The 25,052-nt window shown below is 66.2% G+C and carries 23 protein-coding genes and 1 CRISPR repeat array; of the genes, 6 read left to right on the top strand and 17 right to left on the bottom strand.

The window, feature by feature from the left end; genetic code table 11:
* Position 1: 1 nt before the first annotated feature.
* A CRISPR array of direct repeats spans positions 2–2,081; the repeat unit is 35 nt; unit sequence TTGTAGCCGATAGGGAACCGGGGTCCAGCCGCAAC.
* A gap of 75 nt (positions 2,082–2,156) precedes the next feature.
* Positions 2,157–3,845 (top strand): asparagine synthase (glutamine-hydrolyzing), encoded by a 1,689-nt coding sequence (asnB, locus tag H7841_02535; protein MEO5335761.1) that lies wholly within the window; start codon positions 2,157–2,159, stop codon positions 3,843–3,845.
* 85 nt (positions 3,846–3,930) lie between these two features.
* Complete coding sequence (locus H7841_02530; protein MEO5335760.1) at positions 3,931–4,713, top strand: diguanylate cyclase; 783 nt, start codon at positions 3,931–3,933, stop codon at positions 4,711–4,713.
* On the opposite strand, the gene H7841_02525 is transcribed toward H7841_02530, so the two are convergent.
* From H7841_02525 to H7841_02460, 14 genes are all read right to left on the bottom strand, one after another.
* Positions 4,703–4,903, bottom strand: coding sequence for a DUF465 domain-containing protein (locus H7841_02525; GenBank protein ID MEO5335759.1), 201 nt, complete (start codon positions 4,901–4,903; stop codon positions 4,703–4,705). The two genes, H7841_02530 and H7841_02525, sit on opposite strands and share 11 nt — an antisense overlap.
* A 23-nt stretch (positions 4,904–4,926) precedes the next feature.
* Positions 4,927–5,988 carry a peptidoglycan -binding protein gene (locus tag H7841_02520; GenBank protein MEO5335758.1) on the bottom strand — a complete coding sequence of 354 codons (1,062 nt, stop codon included), beginning with the start codon at positions 5,986–5,988 and terminating at the stop codon, positions 4,927–4,929.
* A 3-nt stretch (positions 5,989–5,991) separates the two neighbouring features.
* The gene (locus H7841_02515) at positions 5,992–7,182 is read right to left on the bottom strand and encodes a flagellar motor protein MotA (protein ID MEO5335757.1); all 1,191 of its coding nucleotides are present in this window, start codon (positions 7,180–7,182) and stop codon (positions 5,992–5,994) included.
* Positions 7,183–7,230: 48 nt separating this feature from the next.
* A complete protein-coding gene (locus H7841_02510; protein ID MEO5335756.1) occupies positions 7,231–8,253 on the bottom strand; it encodes an OmpA family protein in 1,023 nt (340 codons plus the stop codon).
* Positions 8,254–8,349: 96 nt separating this feature from the next.
* The gene (locus H7841_02505; protein MEO5335755.1) at positions 8,350–9,186 is read right to left on the bottom strand and encodes an inositol monophosphatase; all 837 of its coding nucleotides are present in this window, start codon (positions 9,184–9,186) and stop codon (positions 8,350–8,352) included.
* Positions 9,187–9,192: 6 nt separating this feature from the next.
* Positions 9,193–9,759, bottom strand: a complete 567-nt coding sequence (gene efp, locus H7841_02500) for an elongation factor P (protein ID MEO5335754.1) — start codon at positions 9,757–9,759, stop codon at positions 9,193–9,195.
* 84 nt (positions 9,760–9,843) lie between these two features.
* Positions 9,844–10,062 carry a hypothetical protein gene (locus H7841_02495; protein MEO5335753.1) on the bottom strand — a complete coding sequence of 73 codons (219 nt, stop codon included), beginning with the start codon at positions 10,060–10,062 and terminating at the stop codon, positions 9,844–9,846.
* A gap of 159 nt (positions 10,063–10,221) precedes the next feature.
* Positions 10,222–11,748 carry an ATP-binding cassette domain-containing protein gene (locus H7841_02490; protein MEO5335752.1) on the bottom strand — a complete coding sequence of 509 codons (1,527 nt, stop codon included), beginning with the start codon at positions 11,746–11,748 and terminating at the stop codon, positions 10,222–10,224.
* Positions 11,745–12,902, bottom strand: coding sequence for a hypothetical protein (locus H7841_02485; GenBank protein ID MEO5335751.1), 1,158 nt, complete (start codon positions 12,900–12,902; stop codon positions 11,745–11,747). Before H7841_02485 ends, H7841_02490 begins: the two co-directional genes overlap by 4 nt.
* A complete protein-coding gene (locus tag H7841_02480) occupies positions 12,899–14,227 on the bottom strand; it encodes a hypothetical protein (GenBank protein ID MEO5335750.1) in 1,329 nt (442 codons plus the stop codon). The genes H7841_02485 and H7841_02480 overlap by 4 nt, the downstream gene beginning before the upstream one ends.
* 1 nt (position 14,228) lies before the next feature.
* Positions 14,229–14,684, bottom strand: a complete 456-nt coding sequence (locus H7841_02475; protein ID MEO5335749.1) for a hypothetical protein — start codon at positions 14,682–14,684, stop codon at positions 14,229–14,231.
* Positions 14,685–14,704: 20 nt separating this feature from the next.
* Positions 14,705–15,031 carry an STAS domain-containing protein gene (locus H7841_02470; GenBank protein ID MEO5335748.1) on the bottom strand — a complete coding sequence of 109 codons (327 nt, stop codon included), beginning with the start codon at positions 15,029–15,031 and terminating at the stop codon, positions 14,705–14,707.
* 1 nt (position 15,032) lies between these two features.
* Positions 15,033–15,473 carry an ATP-binding protein gene (locus tag H7841_02465; protein MEO5335747.1) on the bottom strand — a complete coding sequence of 147 codons (441 nt, stop codon included), beginning with the start codon at positions 15,471–15,473 and terminating at the stop codon, positions 15,033–15,035.
* Positions 15,470–17,491, bottom strand: coding sequence for a SpoIIE family protein phosphatase (locus tag H7841_02460; protein MEO5335746.1), 2,022 nt, complete (start codon positions 17,489–17,491; stop codon positions 15,470–15,472). The genes H7841_02465 and H7841_02460 overlap by 4 nt, the downstream gene beginning before the upstream one ends.
* 139 nt (positions 17,492–17,630) lie before the next feature.
* Between H7841_02460 and H7841_02455 the strand changes: the two genes are divergently transcribed.
* The 3 genes from H7841_02455 (at position 17,631) to H7841_02445 (ending at position 20,387) form a co-directional block, all read left to right on the top strand.
* Entirely contained in the window at positions 17,631–18,719 is a 1,089-nt protein-coding gene (locus H7841_02455) for a substrate-binding domain-containing protein (GenBank protein ID MEO5335745.1), read from the top strand.
* A gap of 13 nt (positions 18,720–18,732) precedes the next feature.
* A complete protein-coding gene (locus H7841_02450; protein MEO5335744.1) occupies positions 18,733–19,350 on the top strand; it encodes a hypothetical protein in 618 nt (205 codons plus the stop codon).
* A 71-nt stretch (positions 19,351–19,421) separates the two neighbouring features.
* Complete coding sequence (locus tag H7841_02445) at positions 19,422–20,387, top strand: hypothetical protein (GenBank protein MEO5335743.1); 966 nt, start codon at positions 19,422–19,424, stop codon at positions 20,385–20,387.
* Here H7841_02445 and H7841_02440 read toward each other — a convergent pair.
* The 3 genes from H7841_02440 to H7841_02430 all read right to left on the bottom strand — a co-directional run bounded on the left by H7841_02440 (position 20,359) and on the right by H7841_02430 (position 24,016).
* Positions 20,359–21,504, bottom strand: coding sequence for a hypothetical protein (locus tag H7841_02440; GenBank protein ID MEO5335742.1), 1,146 nt, complete (start codon positions 21,502–21,504; stop codon positions 20,359–20,361). The genes H7841_02445 and H7841_02440 overlap by 29 nt on opposite strands.
* 9 nt (positions 21,505–21,513) lie before the next feature.
* Positions 21,514–21,975: a hypothetical protein gene (locus H7841_02435; protein ID MEO5335741.1), complete on the bottom strand. Its 462-nt coding sequence runs from the start codon at positions 21,973–21,975 to the stop codon at positions 21,514–21,516.
* Between the two features lie 76 nt (positions 21,976–22,051).
* On the bottom strand, positions 22,052–24,016 hold the full coding sequence (locus tag H7841_02430) for a SpoIIE family protein phosphatase (protein ID MEO5335740.1): 1,965 nt from the start codon (positions 24,014–24,016) through the stop codon (positions 22,052–22,054).
* A 211-nt stretch (positions 24,017–24,227) separates the two neighbouring features.
* Between H7841_02430 and H7841_02425 the strand changes: the two genes are divergently transcribed.
* Entirely contained in the window at positions 24,228–25,040 is an 813-nt protein-coding gene (locus H7841_02425; protein ID MEO5335739.1) for a hypothetical protein, read from the top strand.
* The last annotated feature ends 12 nt before the right edge of the window (positions 25,041–25,052 follow it).

Raw genomic sequence — 25,052 nt, 5'->3', positions numbered from 1 at the left:
ATTGTAGCCGATAGGGAACCGGGGTCCAGCCGCAACTATTTCACGGCCATATCCGCGCTCGGCATTATTGTAGCCGATAGGGAACCGGGGTCCAGCCGCAACTGCGGCGGCGGGCGGCCGAGGAACGGCTTTATTGTAGCCGATAGGGAACCGGGGTCCAGCCGCAACGGGTGAACAGCATCTACGCGCGGCCTTGCGATTGTAGCCGATAGGGAACCGGGGTCCAGCCGCAACCTACTTTGTTGGTCATGCCGATGAAGTCGCATTGTAGCCGATAGGGAACCGGGGTCCAGCCGCAACGGTCCTTGATGGTGGCCGCCAGGATGCGGAATTGTAGCCGATAGGGAACCGGGGTCCAGCCGCAACAAGATGGTCAACCCGCCGATGACCGGGCCAATTGTAGCCGATAGGGAACCGGGGTCCAGCCGCAACAAGGGCGCGCCCCTATGCGTTCAAGTCTATATTGTAGCCGATAGGGAACCGGGGTCCAGCCGCAACTGGGCCCGCTGCGAGGTGAGGGCGCGCAGGATTGTAGCCGATAGGGAACCGGGGTCCAGCCGCAACCAAAACACCTCCACGGCGGTGATGCAACGGATTGTAGCCGATAGGGAACCGGGGTCCAGCCGCAACCGGACGTGCCGACGAGGACCTGCGTAAGCTATTGTAGCCGATAGGGAACCGGGGTCCAGCCGCAACTTCGGGCCGACACGCGGGCCGACGCCATGATTGTAGCCGATAGGGAACCGGGGTCCAGCCGCAACGCTATCTCTTTCACGGTCCACCACGCCAATATTGTAGCCGATAGGGAACCGGGGTCCAGCCGCAACCCTGCCCGTTCCATCCATCGTCCGCCCCTCATTGTAGCCGATAGGGAACCGGGGTCCAGCCGCAACTTTGCCGTGGGGCTTTCCGCCCCCGGCAAGATTGTAGCCGATAGGGAACCGGGGTCCAGCCGCAACCGAACCATTCGTTCAGTACCACGGCGGTGCATTGTAGCCGATAGGGAACCGGGGTCCAGCCGCAACAACCGACAACGACCGCCGGGATGCCGTCACATTGTAGCCGATAGGGAACCGGGGTCCAGCCGCAACGTCCGCATAGATCGGCAGGACGAAGCCCAGATTGTAGCCGATAGGGAACCGGGGTCCAGCCGCAACTCCCGCCTCGTCGGCGATTGCGTAAATTGCATTGTAGCCGATAGGGAACCGGGGTCCAGCCGCAACCGCCAGGGCGGTTAAGGCCGCCTCGTGGTCATTGTAGCCGATAGGGAACCGGGGTCCAGCCGCAACATGGAGGAGGAGCTGGAGAACCCGATCGGATTGTAGCCGATAGGGAACCGGGGTCCAGCCGCAACGACGCGCTGCGCCGCCTCGTAGGCCGGATGATTGTAGCCGATAGGGAACCGGGGTCCAGCCGCAACGCGTCCGCCGTGTTGCGCCGGACCCGGATGATTGTAGCCGATAGGGAACCGGGGTCCAGCCGCAACAGCTGCACCTGGATGGTGGCCTCCCGCATGATTGTAGCCGATAGGGAACCGGGGTCCAGCCGCAACGATCCGGCGCGAGACAGGAAAGTCGAAAAGATTGTAGCCGATAGGGAACCGGGGTCCAGCCGCAACTTCCGACACCCGCTGCCAATCGGCCCCACGATTGTAGCCGATAGGGAACCGGGGTCCAGCCGCAACACCGTACTGCCGGCCCCGGAAGCTGGACCGATTGTAGCCGATAGGGAACCGGGGTCCAGCCGCAACCCACCACCGGAGCGGGGTCTCGCAATGATCATTGTAGCCGATAGGGAACCGGGGTCCAGCCGCAACTTTATCAATCAGTTGCCCAGGTAACTCAGTATTGTAGCCGATAGGGAACCGGGGTCCAGCCGCAACAGTTTTCTCGACACCACCAACAACCCGATGATTGTAGCCGATAGGGAACCGGGGTCCAGCCGCAACACGCTAGCCCGTGCGGGGCTTGGCAACGCCGATTGTAGCCGATAGGGAACCGGGGTCCAGCCGCAACCCGCGCGCCTCCAACATCAGCTTGACCCGCATTGTAGCCGATAGGGAACCGCCCTTCTTGCCCCCGTCCTCGCCGGGCGCTATGAAGGCCGGTATGTGCGGGATCGCCGGACTTTTCGCTTATGGCAGGGAGGCGCCTCCGGTGGATCGGGCGGGGCTGGAGGCCATGCGCGATTCCATGGTCCGGCGCGGGCCCGATGGGGCCGGTACCTGGATCGCCGAGGATGGACGGGTCGGATTCGCCCATCGCCGCCTCGCCATCATCGGTCTTGGCGATGCCGGGGCCCAGCCCATGGTCTCGGCCGACGGGCGGTTGGTCATCGTCTTCAATGGCGAGATCTACAATTACAAGGTTTTGCGGGCGGAGTTGGAGGCCCAGGGCGTGCGCTTCGCCACGGCGACGGATACCGAGGTCTTGCTGCAACTCTACCGTCGCGACGGGCGGGCTCTGGTGGAACGCCTGCGCGGCATGTACGCCTTCGCCATCTGGGACCTGGACAAGCGGGGGCTCCTGCTGGCGCGCGATCCCTTCGGCATCAAGCCTCTCTATTACGCGGACGATGGGCGGGGCCTGGCCTTCGCCTCGCAGGTCAAGGCTTTGCAAGCCGGCGGCCTGAGCGGCGGACTGGACGCGGCGGGGGCGGTTGGCTTCTTCCTGTTCGGCGCGGTGCCCGAGCCCTTCACCATCGACCGGGCGGTCCGGTCCCTGCCGGCCGGCCATACCCTCTGGGCGGACGAAAAGGGCTCGGCAGAGCCGTCGGCCTTCTTCGATCTGGGATGCGAACTGGCAGCCCCCGGGCCGGCGAGCGACTTGCCGGAGGCCTTGCGGGACAGCATCGCCCATCACTTGGTGGCCGATGTTCCTGTCGGCGTGTTCTTGTCGGCGGGTCTGGACTCGGCGACCATCGCCGCCCTGGCTTCCGAGGCCCATGGGGCGGGGCTGCATTCCTTTACCCTGGGGTTCGAGGAATTCCGCGGGACCGCGAGAGACGAGGTTCCTTTCGCCGAGGCCGCCGCCCGCGCCTTCGCCACCGCCCACCGGACGCGTCGGGTGGCCGCCCCCGATTTCGCTGCCGCTCGCGATGACCTGTTGGCTGCCATGGACCAGCCGACCATCGATGGCGTCAATACATACTTTGTGGCCAGGGCGGCACGGGAAACCGGACTGAAGGTGGCGCTATCGGGCCTGGGTGGCGACGAACTGTTCGGCGGCTACGACACCTTCCGCCAGGTTCCCAGACTGGTCGGCGCGCTCGGCTGGATTCCCGGCGGACGGGTGCTGGGCAAGGGGCTGCGGGCAGTCTCCGCTTCCTTCCTCAGGGGACGGACCTCGCCGAAGTGGGCGGGAGTGCTGGAATACGGCACTCGCTACGGCGACGCCTACCTGCTGCGGCGCGGCCTCTTCATGCCCTGGGAACTCCCCGAGGCGCTGGACCCCGACCTGGTCCGCGAAGGCTGGCGGCGGCTCGATCCCCTGGCGCGGTTGGACGCCTTGCAGGCGCCCCTGGCCGACCCGCGCCGCAAGGTCCAGGTCCTGGAAACGAGCTGGTACATGCGCAACCAGCTTCTGCGCGACGCCGACTGGGCCGGCATGGCCCATTCCCTGGAAATCCGGGTTCCCCTGGTGGATATCGGCCTGTTCCGCGCCATCGCGGCCCTGGAGGCCGGCAAGCGCGACATGGCCCGGGCGGTCGGGGCGCGGCTGCCCGAGGTGATCCTCAACCGCCCCAAGACCGGTTTCTTCATTCCGGTGCAGGACTGGTTGCAGGGCGTGGGCGCCGAGCCGGGCTACCGGGGCTGGGCCAAGCGGGTATTCGCGGCATTCTCGTGAAGAGGCTGGATGGCGGAGGGCTGTCGAAGGTGGTATGATGCGAGCCTACTCTTAGGATAAGAGGGACTTGAAAGGGCAGAAGCCCATGGTCGACAATACCGAACTCAGCCGTATCGACGTCGTCCATTCCACCGACGCGCGGCCGCGCTGGCAGCGCCGTCAACCTGGCGGCCAGCAGCATTCCAATCATGGCGCCTACAGGGCCCCGGCGCGTGACGCGACCGAGTTTCTTGGTCTTTCGCCGCGCGAGTTGACCCCCGCCGTGCAGAAGGCCATCGCCGGCCTGATGGCCGAGTTGGAGCACGAACGCCGCGATGCCGACCTCGCCCAGGAGCGGGTTGCCTACTTGGAAGAGCTGATCACCCACCATTCCTACCTTCCGGTGCTGAACCGCCGCGCCTTGTTGCGCGAGATAGGAAAGGCGGCGGAACGAGCCCGACGCACGGGCATCGCTTCCGTCTTCGGCCTGATCCATCTGCGCAATACCGAGGCCGTGCGCCGCCGGTTCGGCCGCCGGACCGCCGATGCGATGCAAGTCTTCGCCGCCGATCTGATGAACGACTCGGTACGCGAGACCGATGCGATCGGTGCGATTTCCGATGGTGATTTCGGCATCGTTCTGGCCCTGGCCTACGAGCAGGGGGCTGCCGAGAAGATCCGCGAGATTGTGGCGACGCTCAATCGCCAGCGCGTCACCTGGGAAGGCACGCCGATCCCCTTCGAGGCGGAGGGGGCCGTCCGTCCAATCTCCGCCGGGGAGACGCCGGAAAGCGTGGTGGCCGATGCCGACCGGGACCTTGTGGAGATGGAGGACCGGTTGCTGGAGGCCAAGCTTGCCTCGCCCTGGGAAACGCCGGTCAAGCGATGATGTCGGGAATCAGCATGTTTTCGAGGGCGGATATCTCGTCCTTGAGCAGCAACTTGCGCTTTTTCAGGCGCTGCAGGCGTAGCCGGTCGACGGTCGGGTTTTCGGTCAGGCGTGCGATCACGTCGTCCAGGTCGCGGTGCTCCTGGCGCAGGCGTTCCAGTTTGTCGAGAGTGGCCCGGTTCTCGTTCATGGGCCCGATCTTACCAGAAACGGTCACCGGTCGGTGAGCTTGAACTCGATGCGGCGGTTGCGGCGCATGGCGGCTTCGTCCTTGCCGGAGTCGAAGGGCTGGAACTCGCCGAATCCTGCCGCCACCATGCGTTCCGACGGAATACCCTGGCCGTTCAAGTAGCGGACCACCGAGATCGCCCGCCCGGCCGACAGTTCCCAGTTGGAGGGAAAGCGGGGCGTGGCGATGGGCACCCGGTCGGTATGGCCGTCCACCCGCAGTATCCACTGCAGGTCGGCCGGGATGCGCGCCGAGACATCCTTCAGGGCCTTGGCGAGCCGGTCGAGCTGCCTCTTGCCGGCCTCGCCCAGGTCGGCGGATGCGGTATCGAACAGTACCTCCGACTGGAAGACGAAGCGGTCTCCCACCACCTGGAAGTCGCTATGGCTGCCCAGGGCCTCGCGCAAGCGGCCGAAGAATTCCGAGCGGTACTTGACAAGTTCTTGCACCTTGCCGGCCAGGGCGGCGTTGAGCCGCTGGCCCAGGGCCTCGATCTGGACGTTCTGTTCCTTGGCCTTGGCTTCGGACTCGGCCAAGGTGGCGGTGAGGGCCGCCATCTGCTGGTGCAGGGCGGCGATCTGGCGGTTCAGCAGGGCGACCTGGGCGGCGGCTTCGGCGGAGACGTTCCGTTCGCCGGCCACCTGCCTTTCCAGGTCTTCCTTGAGGGCCTTGAGGGCGGCGACTTCCTGGATGAGGGCCGCGGCCTCGGAACGCTCCTGCTCGGTGGCGTCGACCGCCAATTTGAACTCGTCACGTGCCCGCACGGTGGCCTGCAATTCCTCGGACAGCATGGCCAAGTTACCCGAGAGGTCCTGATTGGCCTTGCGCTCCAGGGCAAGGAGGTCGGCCAATTCGCCCACTTGGCCCTGCAGGCGCTTGAGCGCCTCGTCGCGACCTGACAGGGCCTCGGTCAGCAGGAACTGCGCCACCACGAACAGGGTGAGCAGGAAGATGACGACTAGAAGCAGATTGGCCAAAGCGTCGACGAAACCGGGCCAGATGTCGGCACCTGCGCGCAAACGACTGCGGCTGATACTGCCCGCCATGGCCTAGCGGCCCGGTCCGGGGCCGGACGACGGCCGGTCCGCGGCGGCGATGGTGCGGGCGAGCAACTTGATCTCGCTTCGGATCTGCTGCACCAGTTGGTCCCGCCCGGCATGCAGGTCCTCGACCAGCCGCGCCATGTAGAGATCGATGTTGCGGATGTGGGTGCGCGTGGTCTCGTCCATTGCTCCCGACGGTGCCGCCACGGCAGCGGCCGGTCGGGCCTGGGAGGAATAGGCTTCGGCCAGGCGCATCAATACCGGGCGCAGTTCGGCTTGGCCTTCGGCCAGCTTGAGCATCAGGGACTGCTCGGTGCGCATGTGGTCGGTCAGGGTGCCGATGCGGTCGCCCAGGGCCATCAGGTTGTTGTTGGCCGCGATGCGTCCTTCTTCGCCGCGGGCCAGGGTCCGTTGGAGGTTTTCCAGGCTCTCGGCCGTTTGTTCCAGCAAGGCCTGGACGTAGGCCGGTACGCCGCCGGTATCGCCCTCGCTCGAAAGGGCGCCGCTGGATAGACGGGTGAGGCTGGACAACCATTCCTCCAGGTCGTTGTAGAAGCGGTTCTGGGCCTGGCCCGCCTGCAGGTCGAGGAATCCCAGCACAAGCGATCCCGCCAAGCCGAACAGGGAGGTGCTGAAGGCGGTGCCCATGCCCGCCAGGGGCGTTTCCAGGCTTTTTTTCAGTTCGGCGAAGGTGGAGGCGATATCGTTGCCCGAAACGGTCATGCCGGCGATTACCCGGTGGATGGACCCGACGGTTTCCATCAGGCCCCAGAAGGTCCCCAGCAGGCCGAGGAAGATCAACAGGCCGATGGTGTAGCGCGACATGTCGCGGGATTCGTCCAGTCGCGAGGCGATACCGTCCAGCAGCGAGCGGGTCGACAGGGCCGAGAGGGTGAACTTCTCCCGCTTCTCGCCCAGCATGGTCGCCATGGGGGCCAACAGGCGCGGAGGCTTGGCGCCCGACATGGCCGGCCGGTCGCGCATGAAGCCTTCCAGCCAAACGGCCTCGGGATAGAGCAGTGCGACTTGGCGGAAATTGAAGGCGATGCCGATGATGAACACGCCCAGGATCAGGCCGTTCAGCGGCACATTGTTCATGAAGGCGGCCAGCAACGGCTGATGCAGCAGGCCGATCAAGATCCCCACCGCCAGCACGAACATAATCATCCGTACCAGGTAGCGCCGCGGTTTCGCCATGGCGCCCGTCTCCTCTGTCATCGGGGACGGGGGCATCCCCATTACGGGTTAGCGGTCGACGATCATCACATCGACCCGGTTGGCTGGCTCACCAGCCGGCTTGTCGCCCAGGGCGCGCACGTCGATGCGCGTACTCCGGACACCATTGTCGATCAGCAGGCTGCGCACCGCAAGGGCCCGCGACAGGGACAGCCGGCGGGCGCTGCTCGGCGTCACGGCGGGGCCGGACGCATAGGCGACCAGTTGCAGCCGTTGTTCCTCGTTGGCGTTGATCTTGTCGGACAGGGCCTTCAGCGAGTCCTTGGAAGCGGCGGGAACGGAGGCGCCCTCGCCCTGGAAGACGACCTTGTGAGCGACGGTTCCGGAGACTGCCTCCGACCCGGCGGGGGGGGCTGTGGAAGTCGACTTGGGTTCCACCCGGGCGAGTTCGGTCGGTTGCGTCGGTTCGACCTTCTTCAGGGCCGGCGGTGCCGGCGGTGCGACCGGCTTTGGAGCGGGAGGCGGTTCGGCCTTTCTGACCGGAGGTGCCGGAGGCTCAAGCGGGGCCGGCGGCGCGGAAGGCCTCTTGGCGGCCGGCGGTTCGGGGGCGGCCGGCGGCGCCGAAGGCAGCTCGATGGCCGGCTTGGCCGGCGGAGCGGGCGGAGCCGCGGGAACGTCGATCTTGGCCTGTGGCGCCGGGGCCCTGGCGACTTGCTGCGGCACCGCTTCCTTTTTCTTCCTGCGTGGCTCGGCCGTCGTCCTGGGGGGCGGTGCGAAATCGGAAACGCTTGCCGCGCCGCCGGAAGCCTGGGGCATGGTCAAGCCGGCCGGCGGATAGAATTGCGATTGGGGGATCGCCGATCCCGGCATGCGAAGCTGTCCGCCGCCGTAGCTGGGACCGGAATAGGTGGTGACACCAAGAACGGGCGCGCCGGACAGGCCACCCGCGCGGCCACCGTCGATGACGCTATAATCGACCACCACCGAGTCAGAATATTGGGCCGATGCCGTTCCCATGGCGGCAATAACCAGGGCTCCTGCGCCCGCTGCCGTCAGAAGCCTGGACCGGATGTGCCGCCGAGCCTCGATCATGAACCGCCTCCCCTGCCCCTGGCCGCCTTTACGCGCCGGGGCGAAACTCTCCCGTCCCAACATAGCCAAGGGGCCGCTCGCAGACAACCGCTTTGCTCAATCGGCCGGACCGGGCGCCGCCTTGGCCAGCAATTCGCCCAACGGCCCGTGCAACCGGCTGCCGGCGCAAAGCACGCTGCCGGTCTCCATCATCTTCTGGCCGCCGGCCAGATCGGTGACCAAACAGCCGGACTCGCGGGCGATCACGATACCTGCCGCCATGTCCCAGGGACGGATGTCGGTTTCCCAGTAGCCGTCGAAGCGCCCGGCCGCCACATAGGCCATGTCGAGGGCCGCCGAGCCGAATCGACGCACGCCGGCCGAAACCGCCATGACGCCTTCCAGTTGGCGCAGGAAGAGCTTGTGGTCGCGGGTGCCCTTGAAGGGGATGCCGGTGGCGAAAACGCATTCCGACAGGTCGGTACGAGCCGCAACCCGCAGGCGGCGGCCGTTCATGAAGGCGCCGCTGCCCTTTTCGGCCCAGAAGAGTTCGTCCTGGACTGGAGAATAGATCACGCCCGCCACGACCTCGCCGTCCCGCTCCAGACCGATGGAGATGGCGAAATGGGGTATGCCATGCAGGAAGTTGGTGGTGCCGTCCAAGGGGTCGACGATCCAGGTGTTGCAGGTGTCTTCGCCGCAGATCTGACCCGATTCCTCCAACAGGAAACCGTACTTCGGGCGCGCCTTCGCCAATTCGGCGCGCAGCATCTCCTCGGCGCGGCGGTCGGCGGCGGAGACGAAATCGGCCGGCCCCTTGCGGGAAACCTGGAGGTGTTCGATCTCCCCGAAGTCGCGCACCAGCTTGCGTCCTACCTTCTCGGCGGCGCCGCACATGATGTTGAGCAACGCCGACAGGGGTTGCCGGCGGTTGACGCGGGCGGTGGCGGTCATGGGGCGTCAGTCCTTGGCGCGTTCGACGTATTCGCAGGATTCGGTATTGACCACCACGCGGGTGCCCGTACCGATGTGCGGCGGCACCATGATCTTGACGCCGTTTTCGAGGATCGCCGGCTTGTAGGACGAGGAGGCCGTCTGGCCCTTCACCACGGCGTCGGCCTCGACGATGGCCAGGGTCACGGTGACCGGCAGGTGGACGGCCACTGGCCGGCCTTCGATCAGGTCGATGGTGACCGCCATGTTTTCCTGCAGGAAGACGGCCGAATCGCCGACCACATCCTCGTCCATGGTGAGTTGCTCGAAGGTCTCGCTGTCCATGAAGGTCAGGTGGGTGCCGTCCTTGAACAGGAAGCTGCACTCGCGTTCGTCGACGTTCAGGCGTTCGACGGTGTCGGCCGTGCGCCAGCGCTCGTTGGTCTTGTTGCCGGAATCGAGGGCGCGCATTTCGACCTGGATGAAGGCGCCGCCCTTGCCGGGCTGGATGAGCTGGATCTTGAGCACCGTCCAGAGCTTGCCCTGATGGTCGAGCACCATACCGGGACGAATCGTGTTGGCTTGGATCTTCATGGCGGAACCGTCTACAAAAATACCGGGGAATTGGGCGCGGACCCTAACAGGTCGCCTCCCGGAAGGCAACCGGCCGAAATCGCTTCAGGCGCGGACGATGGACTTGATCTTGGCGCGGCGCATGCCCGACTGGGCGGCGATCTTGTTGTCCTGGTCCTCGATGAAGGTGCGGGCCGGGGCTTCGCCGTCCAGGCCGTCGAGCAGTTCCGACGGCACGCGGCGGTTGGATGTCAGGGTGCCGTCCTCGTAGACGACGTTGAACATGACGAAGGCGGCCTTGGCCGATTGTTTCTTGCGAGCCATGACTTACTGTCCTTCTTGGGCCTGAAAAGCCATGATCCACCCGGCGGCGGTCCGGATGGCGGCGTTCCCGATAGGGAAAAGGGGATGGAATTCCACGTCCACCCTAGCGCCGTGGCCCACGAATTACAACGTCCGTGGCCGAATCGGTTCGGGAATAGCTTAGAACTGCAATACAGCTACCACGGCGTGGATCAGCAGCGTCACCGAGACGCCGACCACGATGGAACGGGCGATGGCGTAGTTGATGCTGATCACCGATTCCTGGCGTCCCATGCCGATGCGGATGGCGATCCAGCCGGCGCAGGCCACGCTCAAGACCGTTTTCAACGATACCCAGCCGATGCTTCGCCACAGGATGTGAGGGGTGCGGAAAAGGCCATGGAAAAAGTGCTCGCGCCACAATTCGAAAGGCTGATCGGGGAACAGGACCTGCCAAGTCTTGAACGATGTCCAACTTGCCACCGCCATGGAGGCGGCCGCCAGAATCAGCGCCCCCCCCACCATGTTGATCATGATCGAGGCGGTCAGGTAGCGCCTTCCGGGCACATGCAGGTTGCGCATGGCGCGGAACTGGGAACTGAGCACCCGGTTGCCGAGATCGGCGGTGATGACGGCGTTGTTGCGGGCCACCATCAGGATACAGGTGATGAGCGGGACGGCCACCGTGGCCTCGATGAAGCCGATGCCCATCAAGGCGTCGTCGTGGACGAAGGACCGCACGTAGTCTCCCAGCAGTTCGTAGTTGAAGCCGAACCACAGGGTGACGAAGCCGACGATCGTCGCCCCGGCGAAGGTGTACATCAGCATCAGGGGCGAGGCGCAGAGGATCCAGAAATACTCGTTCAGATACCGGAGGAACCAGCGGGACGGGGAACGGGGCACGGCTCCCGCCGTCCAGGCGGCGGCGAAGTTGCGCGCCGCGCCGGGCACGGGCGCAATGTCGGAAGCCCCCAGCACTTCCATGGCCTGGCCGACTTCCTCCAGGGCATGTTCGATCGCCGCACGCTTGGGCGGCAAGACCCGCAGTCGGCGGCTGCTGGGGTCGAGCAACAGCACGGAATCGGCCAGCGGCAGCAGATCGTCGAAATGATGGGCGACCACGATGGCGGGCCGGCCCATGCGTCGACAGATGTCGCGGATCAGCATCGCCAGCTTGAGCGCCGCATGGCGATCCAGGCCCGAATTGGGTTCGTCGAACAGCAGTAGCGGCCGGTTGGCCAGCAGGGTGCGGGCGATGGCGATGCGCTGGCGCTGGCCGCCACTGGAGGAGGCCACCGTCTGGCGCGGGTCCAGGTCGGCCAGCAGGGCGGCGGTCTGGGCCACCAGTTCCGGGTCGGCGCGGCCCGTGTGGTCGATGGCCATGGCGATGTTCTCCGCCGCCGTCAGGTCGTCGAACAGGGCGTTGCCCTGGAAGACCAGTCCGCCCACGTCGCAGCGTTCGCGCGCCAGATCGTAGGTTTGCCCTTCCTGGTGCAAGGTACCGGTGACCCGCCATGAATCGCCATCGTCTCCCAAGAGGCCGGACAGCACGTTGATGATCGTCGATTTGCCGCTGCCGCTGGGCCCGACCAGCAGCACCACCTCGCCGGGACTCAAGGCGAAAGCCCCGTCCTCGAGCAAGGTCTTGCCGGCCGGGGTGACGATGCCGAGGTCCTCGACGATCAGGCTGGGAGTCCTGGCGGTCATCGGCCCTCCGCCACCAAGCCGATGCCGGCCGGAAGGTCGCCGCGCACCAGCAGTTCCTGCTGGGCCGGGGTCATGAGCAGGACCAGGAAACCGCTGCGGCCGCGTATCAGGTTCTTGACCACCTGGGAGACCAGGGGATTGTGGTCGCGTTCGTGCCGCAGCCGCATCAGCCAACGCGGCAGATCGCGGGTCAGGCGCTTGCCTCCGAGCGGGGACGGCGCCGGGGCATCGCCCAGCAGCCGGGAATCGGTGAGCATCCGGGAAGCCAGCGGCAGCATGCGCGGATCGTCGAGCAGCGCCATGCCCATTTCACTGGCCAGCGTCGAGGCCAGCCCGGTCATCTCGCCGCTGGCCGCCAGGGCGGGCAGGGTTTCGACCAAGTGGGCGTGGACGCGCTCGTCGCGCAGCAGGTCGACCGTCACCCGTGTCAGGGGCGAACCTTCCGTCTCCTTCCCGCCGCCCACCAGGCTGCCGGCGTAGCCCTTGAGGGTCTGCCAGAAGGTGCTTTCCGCCCGTTCCAGGACGATGGGCAGGAGCCCGGCGGTCACCCGGTCGACCAGATGAGGGTCGAGGGTGCGCGCGGCCCGCGACAGAGTCACCTGGGTGACCGGGGCGTACCAAGCCCGGCGGAGCGCGGTGCGGATGATGTCGGCCAATACGGGCCGATATTCCAGGTCGAAATAGGGCGAGGCCACGGCGGCGAGGATGGAGCCCCGCAGGTAGGCCATGGCCTCCCGCCCGAAGGCCTTCAATTCGGTGCGGTCGGATTCCGGGATCAACGCCCAGGGCACCCGCAGATCGGCCTCGTAGAGGCGGACCAGACGGGTTTCCAGATGTTCGGCGCAGCCGCGTTCCTCGAAGGCGCGGATACGCACCGAGAAGGGCGCTTCCACCAAGGCGGATCCGCACTGATAGGGAAACAGATCGTCGCCGATCAGGAACACCGCTCCGCCGCGCCCGGCCCAATAGCCCATGTTGTAGGTGGAGCGGAAGGCGGTTCCGGCTTCCTCCCAGGGCAGAAAGCGCGCCGGCAGCACCCGGTAGCCGGCGGCCACCACGCCGGCCAGGATGAACAGGCTGACGAACGCCATTACGGACCGTTGTTCCAGCCAGGCCGAAAGCCGGTTGAAGCGACGGGCGGCGGCGGGTGTCACCGCCCAAACCTCCCACCTTCGCTCCGTGCCGCGATGACGCTCTCCATGCCGTCGAGGCGCAGGGAGACAAATTCGATCAAGGCCATCAGGGCCTTCTCGGTGATGGCGGCGCGGGCGCCCTGCAAGGCCTCGCGCAGATGGGTCTCCAACTTGGGCCGGTTGCGGATGGCGTCCATGCGGTCCAGCACCTGCCAAGCCATGGCCCAGTTCGAGACCGCGAGGCCCGTCGCCCGTGCCGGGACGTAGGCCCAGGAGGCCGGTAGGCCGAATCCCTCCAGGAAATGGACGGCGCCCGCCGTCGATACGGCCGCCTCCACGGCGATATCGGCGATGGGGCGGCTGATTTCGGACAACAGTTCATGCACGGCCATGGACGGATCGGCCAACTCGGCCAGCATCTTCTCGTCCACCACGTAATGTCCGCCGTCGGCCATGCGCAGGGTGTGGCAGAGGGAGCGGAAGGTGGCGTTCTCGGGACTCCAGATCGGATCGGGCCGCCAGCCGCTGGCATTGTCCAGCACCTCGATACCGGCCGCATGGGACTTGAGGAAATCGCGGAAAGCGCGGTCGTAGCGGTCGCAGTTGCTGAGGAGGTCGCGTCGCAGTGCCCCGTATGCCCTGCCGATGGCGTTGCGCACCGGACCCAGGGTCACCTCGGGCGACAGGACGACCTTGCGATAGCGCTGTACCAAGCCGCGCACGATTTCGCCGTGGGTGCGTTCGACGGCGGCCGGCCGGGCGGTGGCCTCGATGGCGCCGTCGGTAACGGCGATGGCATCGTAAAGCAGGCCGGCACTGGTGGAATAGGTGAACAGCTCCTCGGCAAAGGCCGGAATGCGGGCCGGCAGAAGCGCCAGGGCCGGTTCCAGTTCGGCGCGCAAATGTTCGGCGGCGATCAGTCGCAGGCGGGCCCGGTCCTCGTCCATGGTGCGGCGCAGGGCGGCAACGAACTCGTTGAAGTCGCCGGTATCCACTTGGCCGCGCCGGGACACCGCCTCGGCATCGTGCCAGAGCACCACCGCCTGCATGGCCGGGGAGGCGGAAAGGACGGGCGGTTCCGGGCGGGCGGGGGCCACCGGGGCCGCATCCTCGGCCCACAGGCGGCCGGCGGCTTCGCGCAGCTTGTGGACTCCCCTTTCGAAGTCCTCGCCGATGGCTGCCGCATGCCGATACAGATCGCCGCTCCGGTTGCGGGCGTCGGTCAGCAACTCGGGGCAGAACAGATAGACCAGCGCGGAACTCAGGCTGGCCACGGCCAGCAGCGCCACCGTCGCCCGCAAGGCAAGGGACCGGGCCGGCCGGCTCGGAGCGGCGGGGATCACCATGCTAAAGGACCTGCACCTGGCGGTCCATGAGATGTTCGATGCGTGCCTTGATGATGTAGAACATACGGTTGTCGATAAGGCTCATGAGCATGGCGTTCTCGGCCATCATGTCCCTGGCGTCGCTGCCCGTCAACTCCGGGGCTCCGGGGTAGGAAATGCGCACGTAGCGGAAGAAGAATGCCGGCTTGTCGAATTCGATGGCCGAGATCAGGTTCACCCGGATGGTCCGTTCGACGAAACCGCCTTCGATGCCCAGCAGGGTGACCAGAATGCCGAACCAGCCGCCCTTGGTGATGCGCAGCCGGTTGCCGTCCAACTCGAGCCGGCCGCCCGTCCCCTTGGCGACCAGGATACCGGGCCGCGGGTGATGGGAAGGCAACTCTTGCCTTGTCCAGTCCAGAAGCTTGGCGAACAGCTTCTTCACGGGGCCTAACTCGATCCGGGGAAGAGCGATCATGATACCAAATTTCCGCCGCCCTAACCCACGGCCTCCACCCGGCTGGGGAAGATGCTGAAGATCTTCGAGAAGCCGCTGATCTCGAAGACTTCGCGCACTTCCGGCCGAATCGCGCAGATGGACAGGCGGCCCTGCGCCGCCTTCATGCGCTTGGCCGTCACCAACAGGACTCGCAGTCCGGCGCTGCTGATGTATTCGAGACCGGTGAAGTCGAGCACCAGGGCCTGGGTGCCGCCGTCCAGCAGGGCCACCAGACGGTCTTCCACCGGCTTGCAGGTGTTGCTGTCGAGGCGTCCATTCAGTTCCACGACCACTTGGCCGCTTTCGTTGCTTTCCCGCAGTTCCATGTCATTCCCCGTCTTGGCTGCCGGCCCCGCTCAAGGCCTTGCGCAAGGTGATGATATTGAATCCGTCTTCGCGGCGATAGTCCACCCGATCCATGACCTTCCGCACGAAGAAGACTCCCAGGCCGCCGATCGGCCGTTCGTCGATATCCAGGGACAAGTCAGGATCGGGGATTTCCAGCGGATTGAATGCCTTGCCGTCGTCGCGGATCTCGCCGACCAGGTGATCGCCCTCGACCGCCAGGCGGACCACGATCTCGTGGCGGCTGTCCGCCTCGAAGCCGTAGGTGATGGTATTGGTCAACAGCTCGTCGAAGGCCAGGGTGAAGTCGAAAACCACCGGAGGCGGTGCGCTACAGGATTCTCCGAATTTCTTCACCTCGTCCATCAGGCGACCGATTTCGGGCAGTTCGTTGGCGAGGCGGACCTCAAGGCGATGGGTCATGGCGCACCGGCCGTCAAGGGGCGGGTGAAGTGCAGGGCGACGCAGGTGATGTCGTCGGATTGGGCTGCTCCGGCGGCGAAGCCTTCCACCGCGTGGACAACCTTGTCGACCAAGTCGGCGGCGCCCAGGCTTTGGCCGCCGTCCAGTACCCCGGCCAGCCGTGCCTCGGTGAACAGCCGGCCTCCCGTATCGAAAGCCTCGGTAACGCCATCGGTGTAGAGGAACAAGGAGTCGCCCGGTCCCAGGTCGACGGCGCCCTCGGCGTAGCTTTCGCCCTCCAGGACCCCCAGGGCCATGCCGCCGGTGGTCGGCAGGGCCCGGCCGATACCGTCGGCCCCGATCAGGAAGGGCGGGTTGTGTCCGCCGTTGGCATAGCTCAGATGGCCGGTCGCCGTGTCGAACACCGCATAGAACAGGGTGACGAACATGCCGGTGTCGTTTTCCTGGGACAGCAGGTCGTTGGCCAGGGCCAAGCAGGGGCCGGGGCCGGCGGTGGTGGGCGCGGTGGCGCGCAGCAAAGTGCGGGCCACGGCCATGAAGAGCGCCGCCGGCACGCCCTTGCCCGAGACGTCGGCAATGGCGATGCCCAGCCGGTTGGCATCCAGCCAGAAGAAATCGTAGAAATCGCCGCCCACTTCCTTGGCCGCGATCATGCGGGCGTGCAACTGGACGTCGGGGCGGCTGGGAAAGCGGGTCGGCAGGATCGAATGCTGCATGCGCCGGGCCACGTCCAGTTCCTGGCGGATGGAGACCAGTTGGCCGTGGTCGTTGAAGATGCGGGTGATGGTCTCGAACCAGGGCCGCCAGCCCTCGGGCACGTCGGGAATGCCGACTGCCGCCGCGCGGCTTTCCAGCTCGATGTGATCGACCAGCTTCTGGGCGGGGGCGATAAACTCCCGCCGGGTGGCCCGGGTCGCCATCAGCAGCATCAGGGACAGGCCGATCAACAAGGCCGCCACATCGGTGCCGGCGTCGACGAACAGGTCGCGCAGCATGGCCAAGCGGTCGCCGACGTAGACCAAGCGCCAGGGGGCGTCGGCCAGCTTGCGCGACCAGACGTAATGGGCGCCGACGGCGTCCAGGCTCTGGGAGGTGCCGGCCAGAAGCGTCGCCGGATTAAGGCTGGCCAGGGCCGGGGGCAGGGCGTCGGCGACGGTCTTCACCGCCTTGTCGGCGGAAGCGACGGCCGTCGGATGGGCGAGCAACTGGCCGCGTTCGTTGACCACGAAGAGCGTCCCGTGCGGAGAGGAAAAAGCCCGCACGAACTCGTTCAACACGTCCAGGGTCAGATCGAGGGCCACGGTGCCGCGAAAGCCGTCGCCTTCATAGACCGGGGCGCCGCAGGTCACCATCAGGCCCTTGCCGGCCTGATCGATATAGGCCTCGGTCCAGAAACGGCGGCGCTCCCGGTTGTTCTCCGGCAGGCCTTCCGTATAGAAGCCGTGGGTATAGAGTTCCGGAGTATATTTGAACTCGCTGGACGGCACCCAGGGATGGATGAGGATGAAGTTCCGCTTCGAGGTGTAATAGGACCAGGCCGCATTGGGGATGTTCTTGGCGATCACCTCGAACAGCGGATTGAGGGATAGCGCCATTTCCAACTCGTACCGCAGGCTGTCGTCGAGGGGTTGCTCCAGGCCGGTCAGGTTGCCGGTATGGCGGCGCTCGTAGGGCTTGGGGATATCGTCCAGCCGCCACATGCCCTCGCTGGCCTGGGCGAGTGCCGCTTCGAGCAGCGGCGGGCGGGCAGGGGGGCGGGCACCCTGGACCGTATACCAGGATTCGCCCGCCAGGCGCATGGCTTCGACGTAGTCGGCGCTGCTCTTCATGATGAAGTTGAGCGCCTGGGCCCGCTCGTCCAGGCGTTGGACCAGCAGGTCGCGCTCGGCCCGGCGGCGCTCGTCGAACTGCAAGTAGGCCAGACCGCCCGAAATGAACAGCACGACCGTCAGCGTCAGCCGCATGATCCGGTTGAAGCGGGCGGAGAAGCTCGAATCCCTTGCCGGCGAATCGCTCATTCTGCCCACCCTTCTCCGCGCAAACCGTCGATCCTCCCGCGAAGATCGGCGGAGAGTCAAGTATGCCATCCGGCCGTTTGCATCGGGGCTACTCTTTCTTTACCATGTCGGAAAATGTCAGAATAGTTGGGGGAAGAAGATGTCCGTCTCGGCAGCACGCGTCGGGCGCTGGTTGTCCGGTTTGGCCATTCTACTCCTGGTTCCGCAGGCCGCGGCGCAGCCGCCGGGCGAGGCGATCGAGGAATTCGCCCTGCGCAAGAACTTGGCGATCGCCGCTCCCGCCGTGATGCGCCCCTATGCCGAAGCCGCGGCCCAGTACTTCGTGGCCCGTCGGCAGTTCCCTGTTCCCGCCATCGACTATCAGACGGCCACCAATGCCTTTGCCCGTTTCTGCAAGGGCATCGGCGTCGAGTATCCCGACGTGGTGGTGGCGCCCCGGCGGATCAGCCGCAACGAATTCCGGGTCTGCGGCGAGCAGGGGGTGTCGGAGATCGTCGAAGTGGCGGTCGGGCACGAGGTGCTGGTGCTGGCGGCCCGTCAGGGGGCCCTGCCCTTCAACGCCACGGCGGAGACGCTGTACCGGGCCCTGGCCCTGGAAGTACCCCGAGACGGGGTCTTTTATACCAACGCCGCGCGGCGTTGGACGGACGTCGACGCCAAGCTGCCCGACACGGAAATCCAGGTGGCCCTGCCTCCGGGGGGCAGTGGACTCCGGCATCTGTTCGACGACCGTGCCATGGAAGGCGGCTGCCGCTACGTGCCCGAGATCCGGGCCATCTACGGAGCCGGAGACCGGGTGCGCAAGTGTATCGCGGCGCGCGAGGACGGGCGCATTTCCGAATCCGGAACGGCGGAGGCGATGACCAACTTCCTCAATAGCATGCCGCCCGGCGCGCTGGCGGTCGTGCCGCGCCGTGTCCACGACAGCCTGATGCCGACCTCGCCGTTGTTGCCGTTCGAGGGCGTCCTGCCCACCCAGCAGAGCGTGGAAAGCGGCGAGTACCTGCTGAGCCGCAAGATATATTTTTATTTCAAGGTGGGTCACATGCACGGCCGCAAGGGCTACGGCGTGACGCGCGGCCTGCGAGAGTTCCTGTTGGACACGGCCAGCGAGCAGGCTGTCGATCCGGGCGGCTTCTTCGAACGCCTGGGCCTGATGCTGCTGCCACCTTCCGACAGGGCCCGCCAACGTCTGGAAGCGCTGATGCAACGCCCCATGAGCCGCTAGAAGGAAGCCCGCCATGAAATTCCCGTTGCCGCCGGCTCTTGTAACTGTCCTGTGGCTAACGTCCGCGTCCTCGGCCGGGGCGGGGCCCAACAACGAGGCGGCGACGGCGGTCCCAGAACCATCCCTGGTGCTGACCATCGAGGAAAAGGCGCTGTCCGCCTGGGCATCCACCAAGTCGGCGGTGGGCTCCTTCCTATCCGCCTTCCTGCCGCCCTCGCCGGCCGAATTCGCCACCCGTATCGGCAACCACGAGACCGAGTTCTGGTCCTTGCTGGCCGACGCCGGCTACCGTATCAAGGAGGTCGAGACTTCGGTGGGCTTGGTGCCCGGCGTGTCGGCGACCTTCCAGATCGCCCGCGAGATGTCGGAATCGGACCGCGAGTTCCTGGAACGCCGCCTGGACGGTTTCGCCAAGCGGGACGGCAGCGTGGTGGCACGCCTGCAACGGTCCATCATCAACGTGTTGTTGGAAGCGGCCGAGACCGAGGTCTACCGGATCGAGACCCTGGACGTGGTCATGTTGCCGCTGCCCAAGGCGCGCTTCGTCCTCACTCCCACCGACCGCCTTTACGATGGCGACCACCAGTCCATCCTGCGGGCCATCGATACCCTCAAGCGGCACGCGTCCTGACGGCAATGGTCTCCCGGCGTCTGCGCAATGGTTTACTTCTGACGGGAGCTTTGGCGGCCGGCGGTTTTGCTTTGGCGTCGGTGCTGCCGGTCGAGAGGTTTTCGCGGGGCGATGCCTGGGCCAAGGCGCCGGTCCCCAGCGGCAAGGCAGCTTACGAATGGCGGAAGTTCGCCGCCATTCGCCTGAGCCAGATCGACGACGAGGCCCGCGCCCTGCTCGGCCACGCAGAGCTATCGCTGGATGCGGTTCTCGACCCTTTGTTCGACCGCTTCGCCGGCCGGGTGCCCGAATTCGGTGCCTGGGCTTTTCGCTGGCGGACCAGTTACGTCCTGTTGCGTGAAGGAGTGGGGGCCGCTGCAGCCTGGCCCGGCAGCGACCGGCATGCCGGCTTTCGCGAGTCGATTCAAGGAGCCTGGGACGACGTGGTGGTCGGCCAGTTCGAGAGTCTGGTCCTGCAGCCGGGCGGGGGAGGGCGGGCCATCGAAGATGCTCATCGGCGCTGGTGGGACCGGGTGACGCGGGCGATCCGCGATTCCGCGGCCGACGGCCTGCTGGTCGTCGCCCTCTACCGGCAGCGGCCGATGGATGCGGGGGCGGAATTGCCCGAGGCCGCCGCCGCCCCGCCGCTGCCCGATGACGGATTCCATCCGCTGAACGGGACTCCGGGTGAAATCGAGGGCCGCATGGCCCGCCCGGTGATGGCGCGGCTCGCCTTTCGAGGCCCGGCGGTGGTGACCGCGGGCGTGGTCGGCGAAACGCTCTCCGGTGCGGCCGATGTCGCGTTCCTGGGCGGTCCCGCCAGTCTGGCTCTGACCGTGGCCGGGGTGCTGGGCATCGACTACCTGATAAGCCGCCTGGATGAGGCGGTGAGCCGGCAGGCTTTCGAAGAAGACGTTCAGGCCAAGCTCCGCCGTGCCAAGGCCGACCTGCGGGCTCGCTGGCTGGATCAGGCGCGGCGGGAGATCGACCGGCAACTGGATTACGCCCGCGCGCAGTTGGACCGGGCGGTCAAGGTGCCAGTTGCAACAGGGCCTTGAAGGGGCCGCTCGGCCCCAAGTCGGCAAGCAGGTTCCGTACCTGGGCGAAATAGGCGTCGGCGTGGTTCAGGATGACCGGCTCCAGTTCGGCACGGGTTTGCTCGAAATCCAAGGATTCCAGGCCGATCCAACTGCCCCAGGCGAAGATCTCCCAGGCCAGCCAGCCGATCAGGGCGCCGAACAGGTTGATCGGGATTATCCCCAGGTGCACCAGGATCAGCAATCCGACCCAATAGACCACATAGGAACCGAAATAGAGGCCGACATGCTGGCCGACGGCGAAGATGCTTTCGCCCTTTGGCGTGACGAGGCGCGCCTTGTCGACGATGGACGGGACCCGTTCGAACCGCGATGCCAATCCCGCGCCGATGGCGGCGCCCAGGTCGTGCCAGACCGGATCGGGAGCGGTGAGGGCGTTCAAGGTCATCCGGATGGGTTGGCCAGCCGCTCCGGTGAAGTTTAACGGCGGCAAGTCCATCAGGCGGCGGTTCCACTGGGCGAAGGAGATGCCGCGTTCCTCCTGGAGCAACTGGAGGGAGCGGGCGACACGGGAACCGAATTCCTGGGCGGTCTCGCGTCCGATGCCTTGCAGGCGGCGGCGGGTGTCTTCCGGCTTCATGACCTGTTCGGAGAACTGTTCCTCGAAGGTGGCCATCAGGGCCGGGGTCCCGGAATCGCGGGTCTCGCCGGTTGCCAGGTTATGCAGCCAGTCGACCGCATAGTAGTTGTAGGCTCGCAATTCTTCCAGCTTGCGCCGAGCGAAGGAAAGGTACCAGGGCAGGAAGGCCGACGACACCCGCTCGTTCAGGGCGTGGGCCAACTCGCTTATCCGCTTCTGGGCCAGGGCCTGGCTTTCGCGGCGGGCGGTCAAAAGGATTTCCGCGATCTGCCGGTCGACGGATTCCCAATCCTCGGCGGATGGCGGCGGCAGGGGAGCGGCGAAGGCGGATGCCACCGGGGTGGGCATCGGGGGGATTTCGGGCCCGGACGCCGGCCGGTCATCGAGCAGTGCCAGGGCTCCCGCTCCCAGCAAGGCCGCCAGGGCCAGTAGTCCGGCACGGCGTTGGTTCGACGAACGAGGGGGTGGGGCGGGAGGGGCGGGAGGCGGGACGGTCATCGGCCCCTATCAGGCCGCTTCGATGCGGTTGTACCACTTGCGCGACCCCAGGCGCAGCCAGTCGCGCTTGGCCTTCAGGCCGCGGCGCTTGGCGATGCCCTTGACCCGCTTTTCGGCTTCCGCCTTCTCCAGGGTCTCGTGGGTCATGGTCTGGTAGATCTTGACCGCCTCGCGGAATTCCTTGCGCGAGATCTTGCCTTTCTTGGACATGCGTTCCAGGAAGGGCTGGAGGTAGACCTCGACCTGGCTTTCCAAGGTGGCGTTGCCGGCATGGGCGGTGTTGAACAGGATGCCCTTGGCCTCGTCGAGGGTCAGGCCGAAGTCGGAGACCCCGTCCTTGAGCATCTGGTGCTCCTGCTCGACATAGATCACCTTGCGTTCGCCGCCATGCAGCCGGACGTAGTCGGCGAAACGCCGCGCCTTGCCGGAGGCAAGCCCCGGATCACGCGAAAATGCTTCCTCGACCGCCATTCGTTTGCCAACTCAACGGTTGAAATCCCAGGCGAAACCATACCGCGCCGCCCCGAGAAAGCAAGACTTTCAAAGTTCAGGCCGTCTCGGTGGGAGCCTCGCCCTTGAACCGGAGCGCAAGGCAGGTGGCGTCGTCGGCCTGTTCCAAGCCGGCGGCGAAGCTTTCGACCGCAGTAATCGCTTCGACCACCAGGGCTTGCATGGACAGGCTCCGGCTGCGGCGCATCACCTCGGCCAGCCGCGCCTCGCCGAACAGGCTGCCGTCGGGGGCGAAGGCTTCGGTCAGGCCGTCGGTGTAGAGGAACAGGGTCTCGCCCTTGCCTAGCTGGACGAGGACTTCCCGGTAGGTCTCTCCGTCCATTACGCCTAACGCCATGTCGCCCGTGCTGGGCAAGGTGGAGATGGTCCCGTCGGCTCCCAGGCGCAACGGCGGATTGTGGCCGCCGTTGGCATAGCGCAGATCCCCGGTGGCGGTGTCGAGAATGGCGCAGAACACGGTGACGAACAGGTTCTGCGGGTTGCTGCGGCAGAGCCGGTCGTTGACCTGGGCCAGCAGCGTTCCGGGCGAGCCCTCGGCGCTCGCCATGTTCTGCATCAGGGTACGGGTCAGGACCATGAAGAAGGCGGCCGGAACGCCCTTGCCCGACACGTCGCCCACCGTCACCAGTACGTGGCGGCCGTCAAGGGCGACGAAATCGTAGAAATCGCCGCCCACCTCGCGGGCCGGCGCCATCAGGCCGAACATCTCGTAGCGGGGATGGCGCAGGAAATCCGTGGGCAGCATGGCGATCTGCAGCGCCTGGGCGACTTTCAGTTCCTCGTCGATGCGATGGTGCGCCTGGACCAGAAGATCGGTCTTGGCTTCCAGGTCGCGGGTCCGTTCGCGGACCAAGCCGTCCAGTTGTTCCTCGCGGGCCAGAACGTCTGCGGCCATGCGCCGGAAGACCGCCGCCAGACGGCCGATTTCGTCGGGGCGGGCGGCGGTGTCCGCCAGGGCTTCCGGCTTGAAGCTGCGGGCTTCCATGGCCATCGCCGCCTCGGTGACGCGGGTGACCGGTCCGGTGACGCGCTGAGCGGCGAGAACCGAGACCAGCGCCCCGACGGCCAAGGCGATCAGGACGATCACCAAGGTGATCCGAGTCTGGGAATGCAGCATGCCGCGCAGCTTGTCGGTGGGCAGGCGCACCAGGGCCAGTCCGATGGCCCTGCCCTCGTCGATTACCGGGGCCGCCACGGCCAGATGGCCGGGACGTAGCCTGCTATCGGTCTCCCCGGCCGCCAGAACCTCGCGCAGCAGGGCGAGTTCGGCCTCGTCCGGCTGTGGGTTGGTCTCGGAGCCGTAGACCGAGGCGTGGGCGATGGTTTCCAGGTCGTTTCCGATCACCCAGATGGCGTTGATGTCGCCCCCGGCCAACAGGCTCTTGACCATGCGGTGCAGGCCGACCCGGTCGGCGACGGCTTCCAGGAAACCGACGTCGACGCCCAATTGCACGATGCGCGGCCCGTCGACGCCCGGCACGCCCACGTATTTGAAGACCCGGTTGTCGATCTCGCGTTTGCGGGCTTCCTGCACCACCCGGTCGGCCTTGCCGGTCAATAGGGGCCAGAAGGCGTGGGCCTGGGGCTGTTTGGCCGGGTCCGGATCGAAGGTGAAGTCGACCCCCGGCAGGCTGTGCAGATAGGCGTGGCCGTTCCGGTCGGTGATCCAGAACTCCGAGATGGTCGATTGGCGGACGATGTCCTCCAGCATGGCCGCGATTTCACCGGGACCACGACCCGCCGCTTCCGACTCGGCGATCAGGCGGCCGGCGATGCGGGCCGCCGAGACCATCATGTCGCCGACCACATCCTCCATCTCGCGCGGGAGTTGGCGGGCGAGGACGGCGCTGCGCGCCAGGACCTTGGCGACCAACTGGCCGGACATCTCGGCCTCTTCCAGCATGGCGCGGTGGCTGCTCCAGGCCAGTAGGCCGGAGACCGCGGTCACGGTCACAAGCAGAAGAGCGGTGACCATGAGGGTCAGACGGCGACGATAACTCACCGGGACTCCTTAAGACATCTAGACGTCGGAGACGATACCGGTCCGGGCACGAGTCGTCGAGCAATGTGGTAACCCATTGTCCTACCGGCAATACCCCGGTAGGTCTATTGCATCGCTTCGGGCCCCATGGTACTCCTCGGGGTGACGATTCTCCTACTTAGGATTGCGCATCGCCCTGCATTTTTTGTGCAGTGGTTGTTCGGAGGTAATTATGGGTACTGTGCGTTCCAAGGGCGGCTCGAAGGCCGCCGATCTGCCGGAAGTCCCGGCGGATGACACGACGGCGGAAACGCTGAGCACCAAGGCGCCTGTTTCGATTTCCTCCGCGGAACTCGACCAGTTGCGGCACGAGGTCGGGCGTCTCGATTCGCGAGTGCTGACCAGTCTGGTGATCGGCGCTTTCGCCATCCTGATTGCCGCGCTGTCGCCCATGTGGGGTACTCAACTGGTGGCCAATGATCCCGGATCGGTGCGGTCCTCGTTGCTGGCAACCGTTCACCTGCGCACCGCGGCCGCCACTTCCCAGCCCTTCGAGAAGGACTGGGTCCTGTTCGCCAAGGCGGTCCCGTTCAAGGATCGCGAGTTGGCGACCCTGTTCAACAGCCTGGGCGGAATCGCCAAGACCGGCGCCCCGACGAAGGACGAACTGGTGCGCCTGTTCTCCGGCATGCCCGATCAGATGCTGGTCGGCAAGGTCATGGGCCGGGACGAAGGCTGGGTGAACTGGACCGCTTCCAAGGTGGCCTCCGCCGTGCGCCTGGAGTCGGTCGTGTCCATGGTCGGGCCGGCGAACAGTTCCACCGCGGATCTGAAGGTCGTTCACGAGGCGGATCGGAGCTTGGCCGCCGGCGACTTCAAGGGCGCCATCGTCCACCTGGAAGGCCTGACCGAGACGGCGGCCGAGGTGGTTGCGCCTTGGGTGGCCAAGGCCAAGGCGCGTATCACTCTCGACGAGACCCTGGCCAAGATCGAGGCGCTTGCCCTTGATCGGGCCGGCAAGGGCTCGCGATTCACGTTCAATTGACGCGGCGAGCGC

Source organism: Magnetospirillum sp. WYHS-4, from assembly GCA_039908345.1.
Lineage (GTDB): Bacteria > Pseudomonadota > Alphaproteobacteria > Rhodospirillales > GLO-3 > JAMOBD01.
This window is presented reverse-complemented; position numbering and strand designations above follow the sequence as displayed.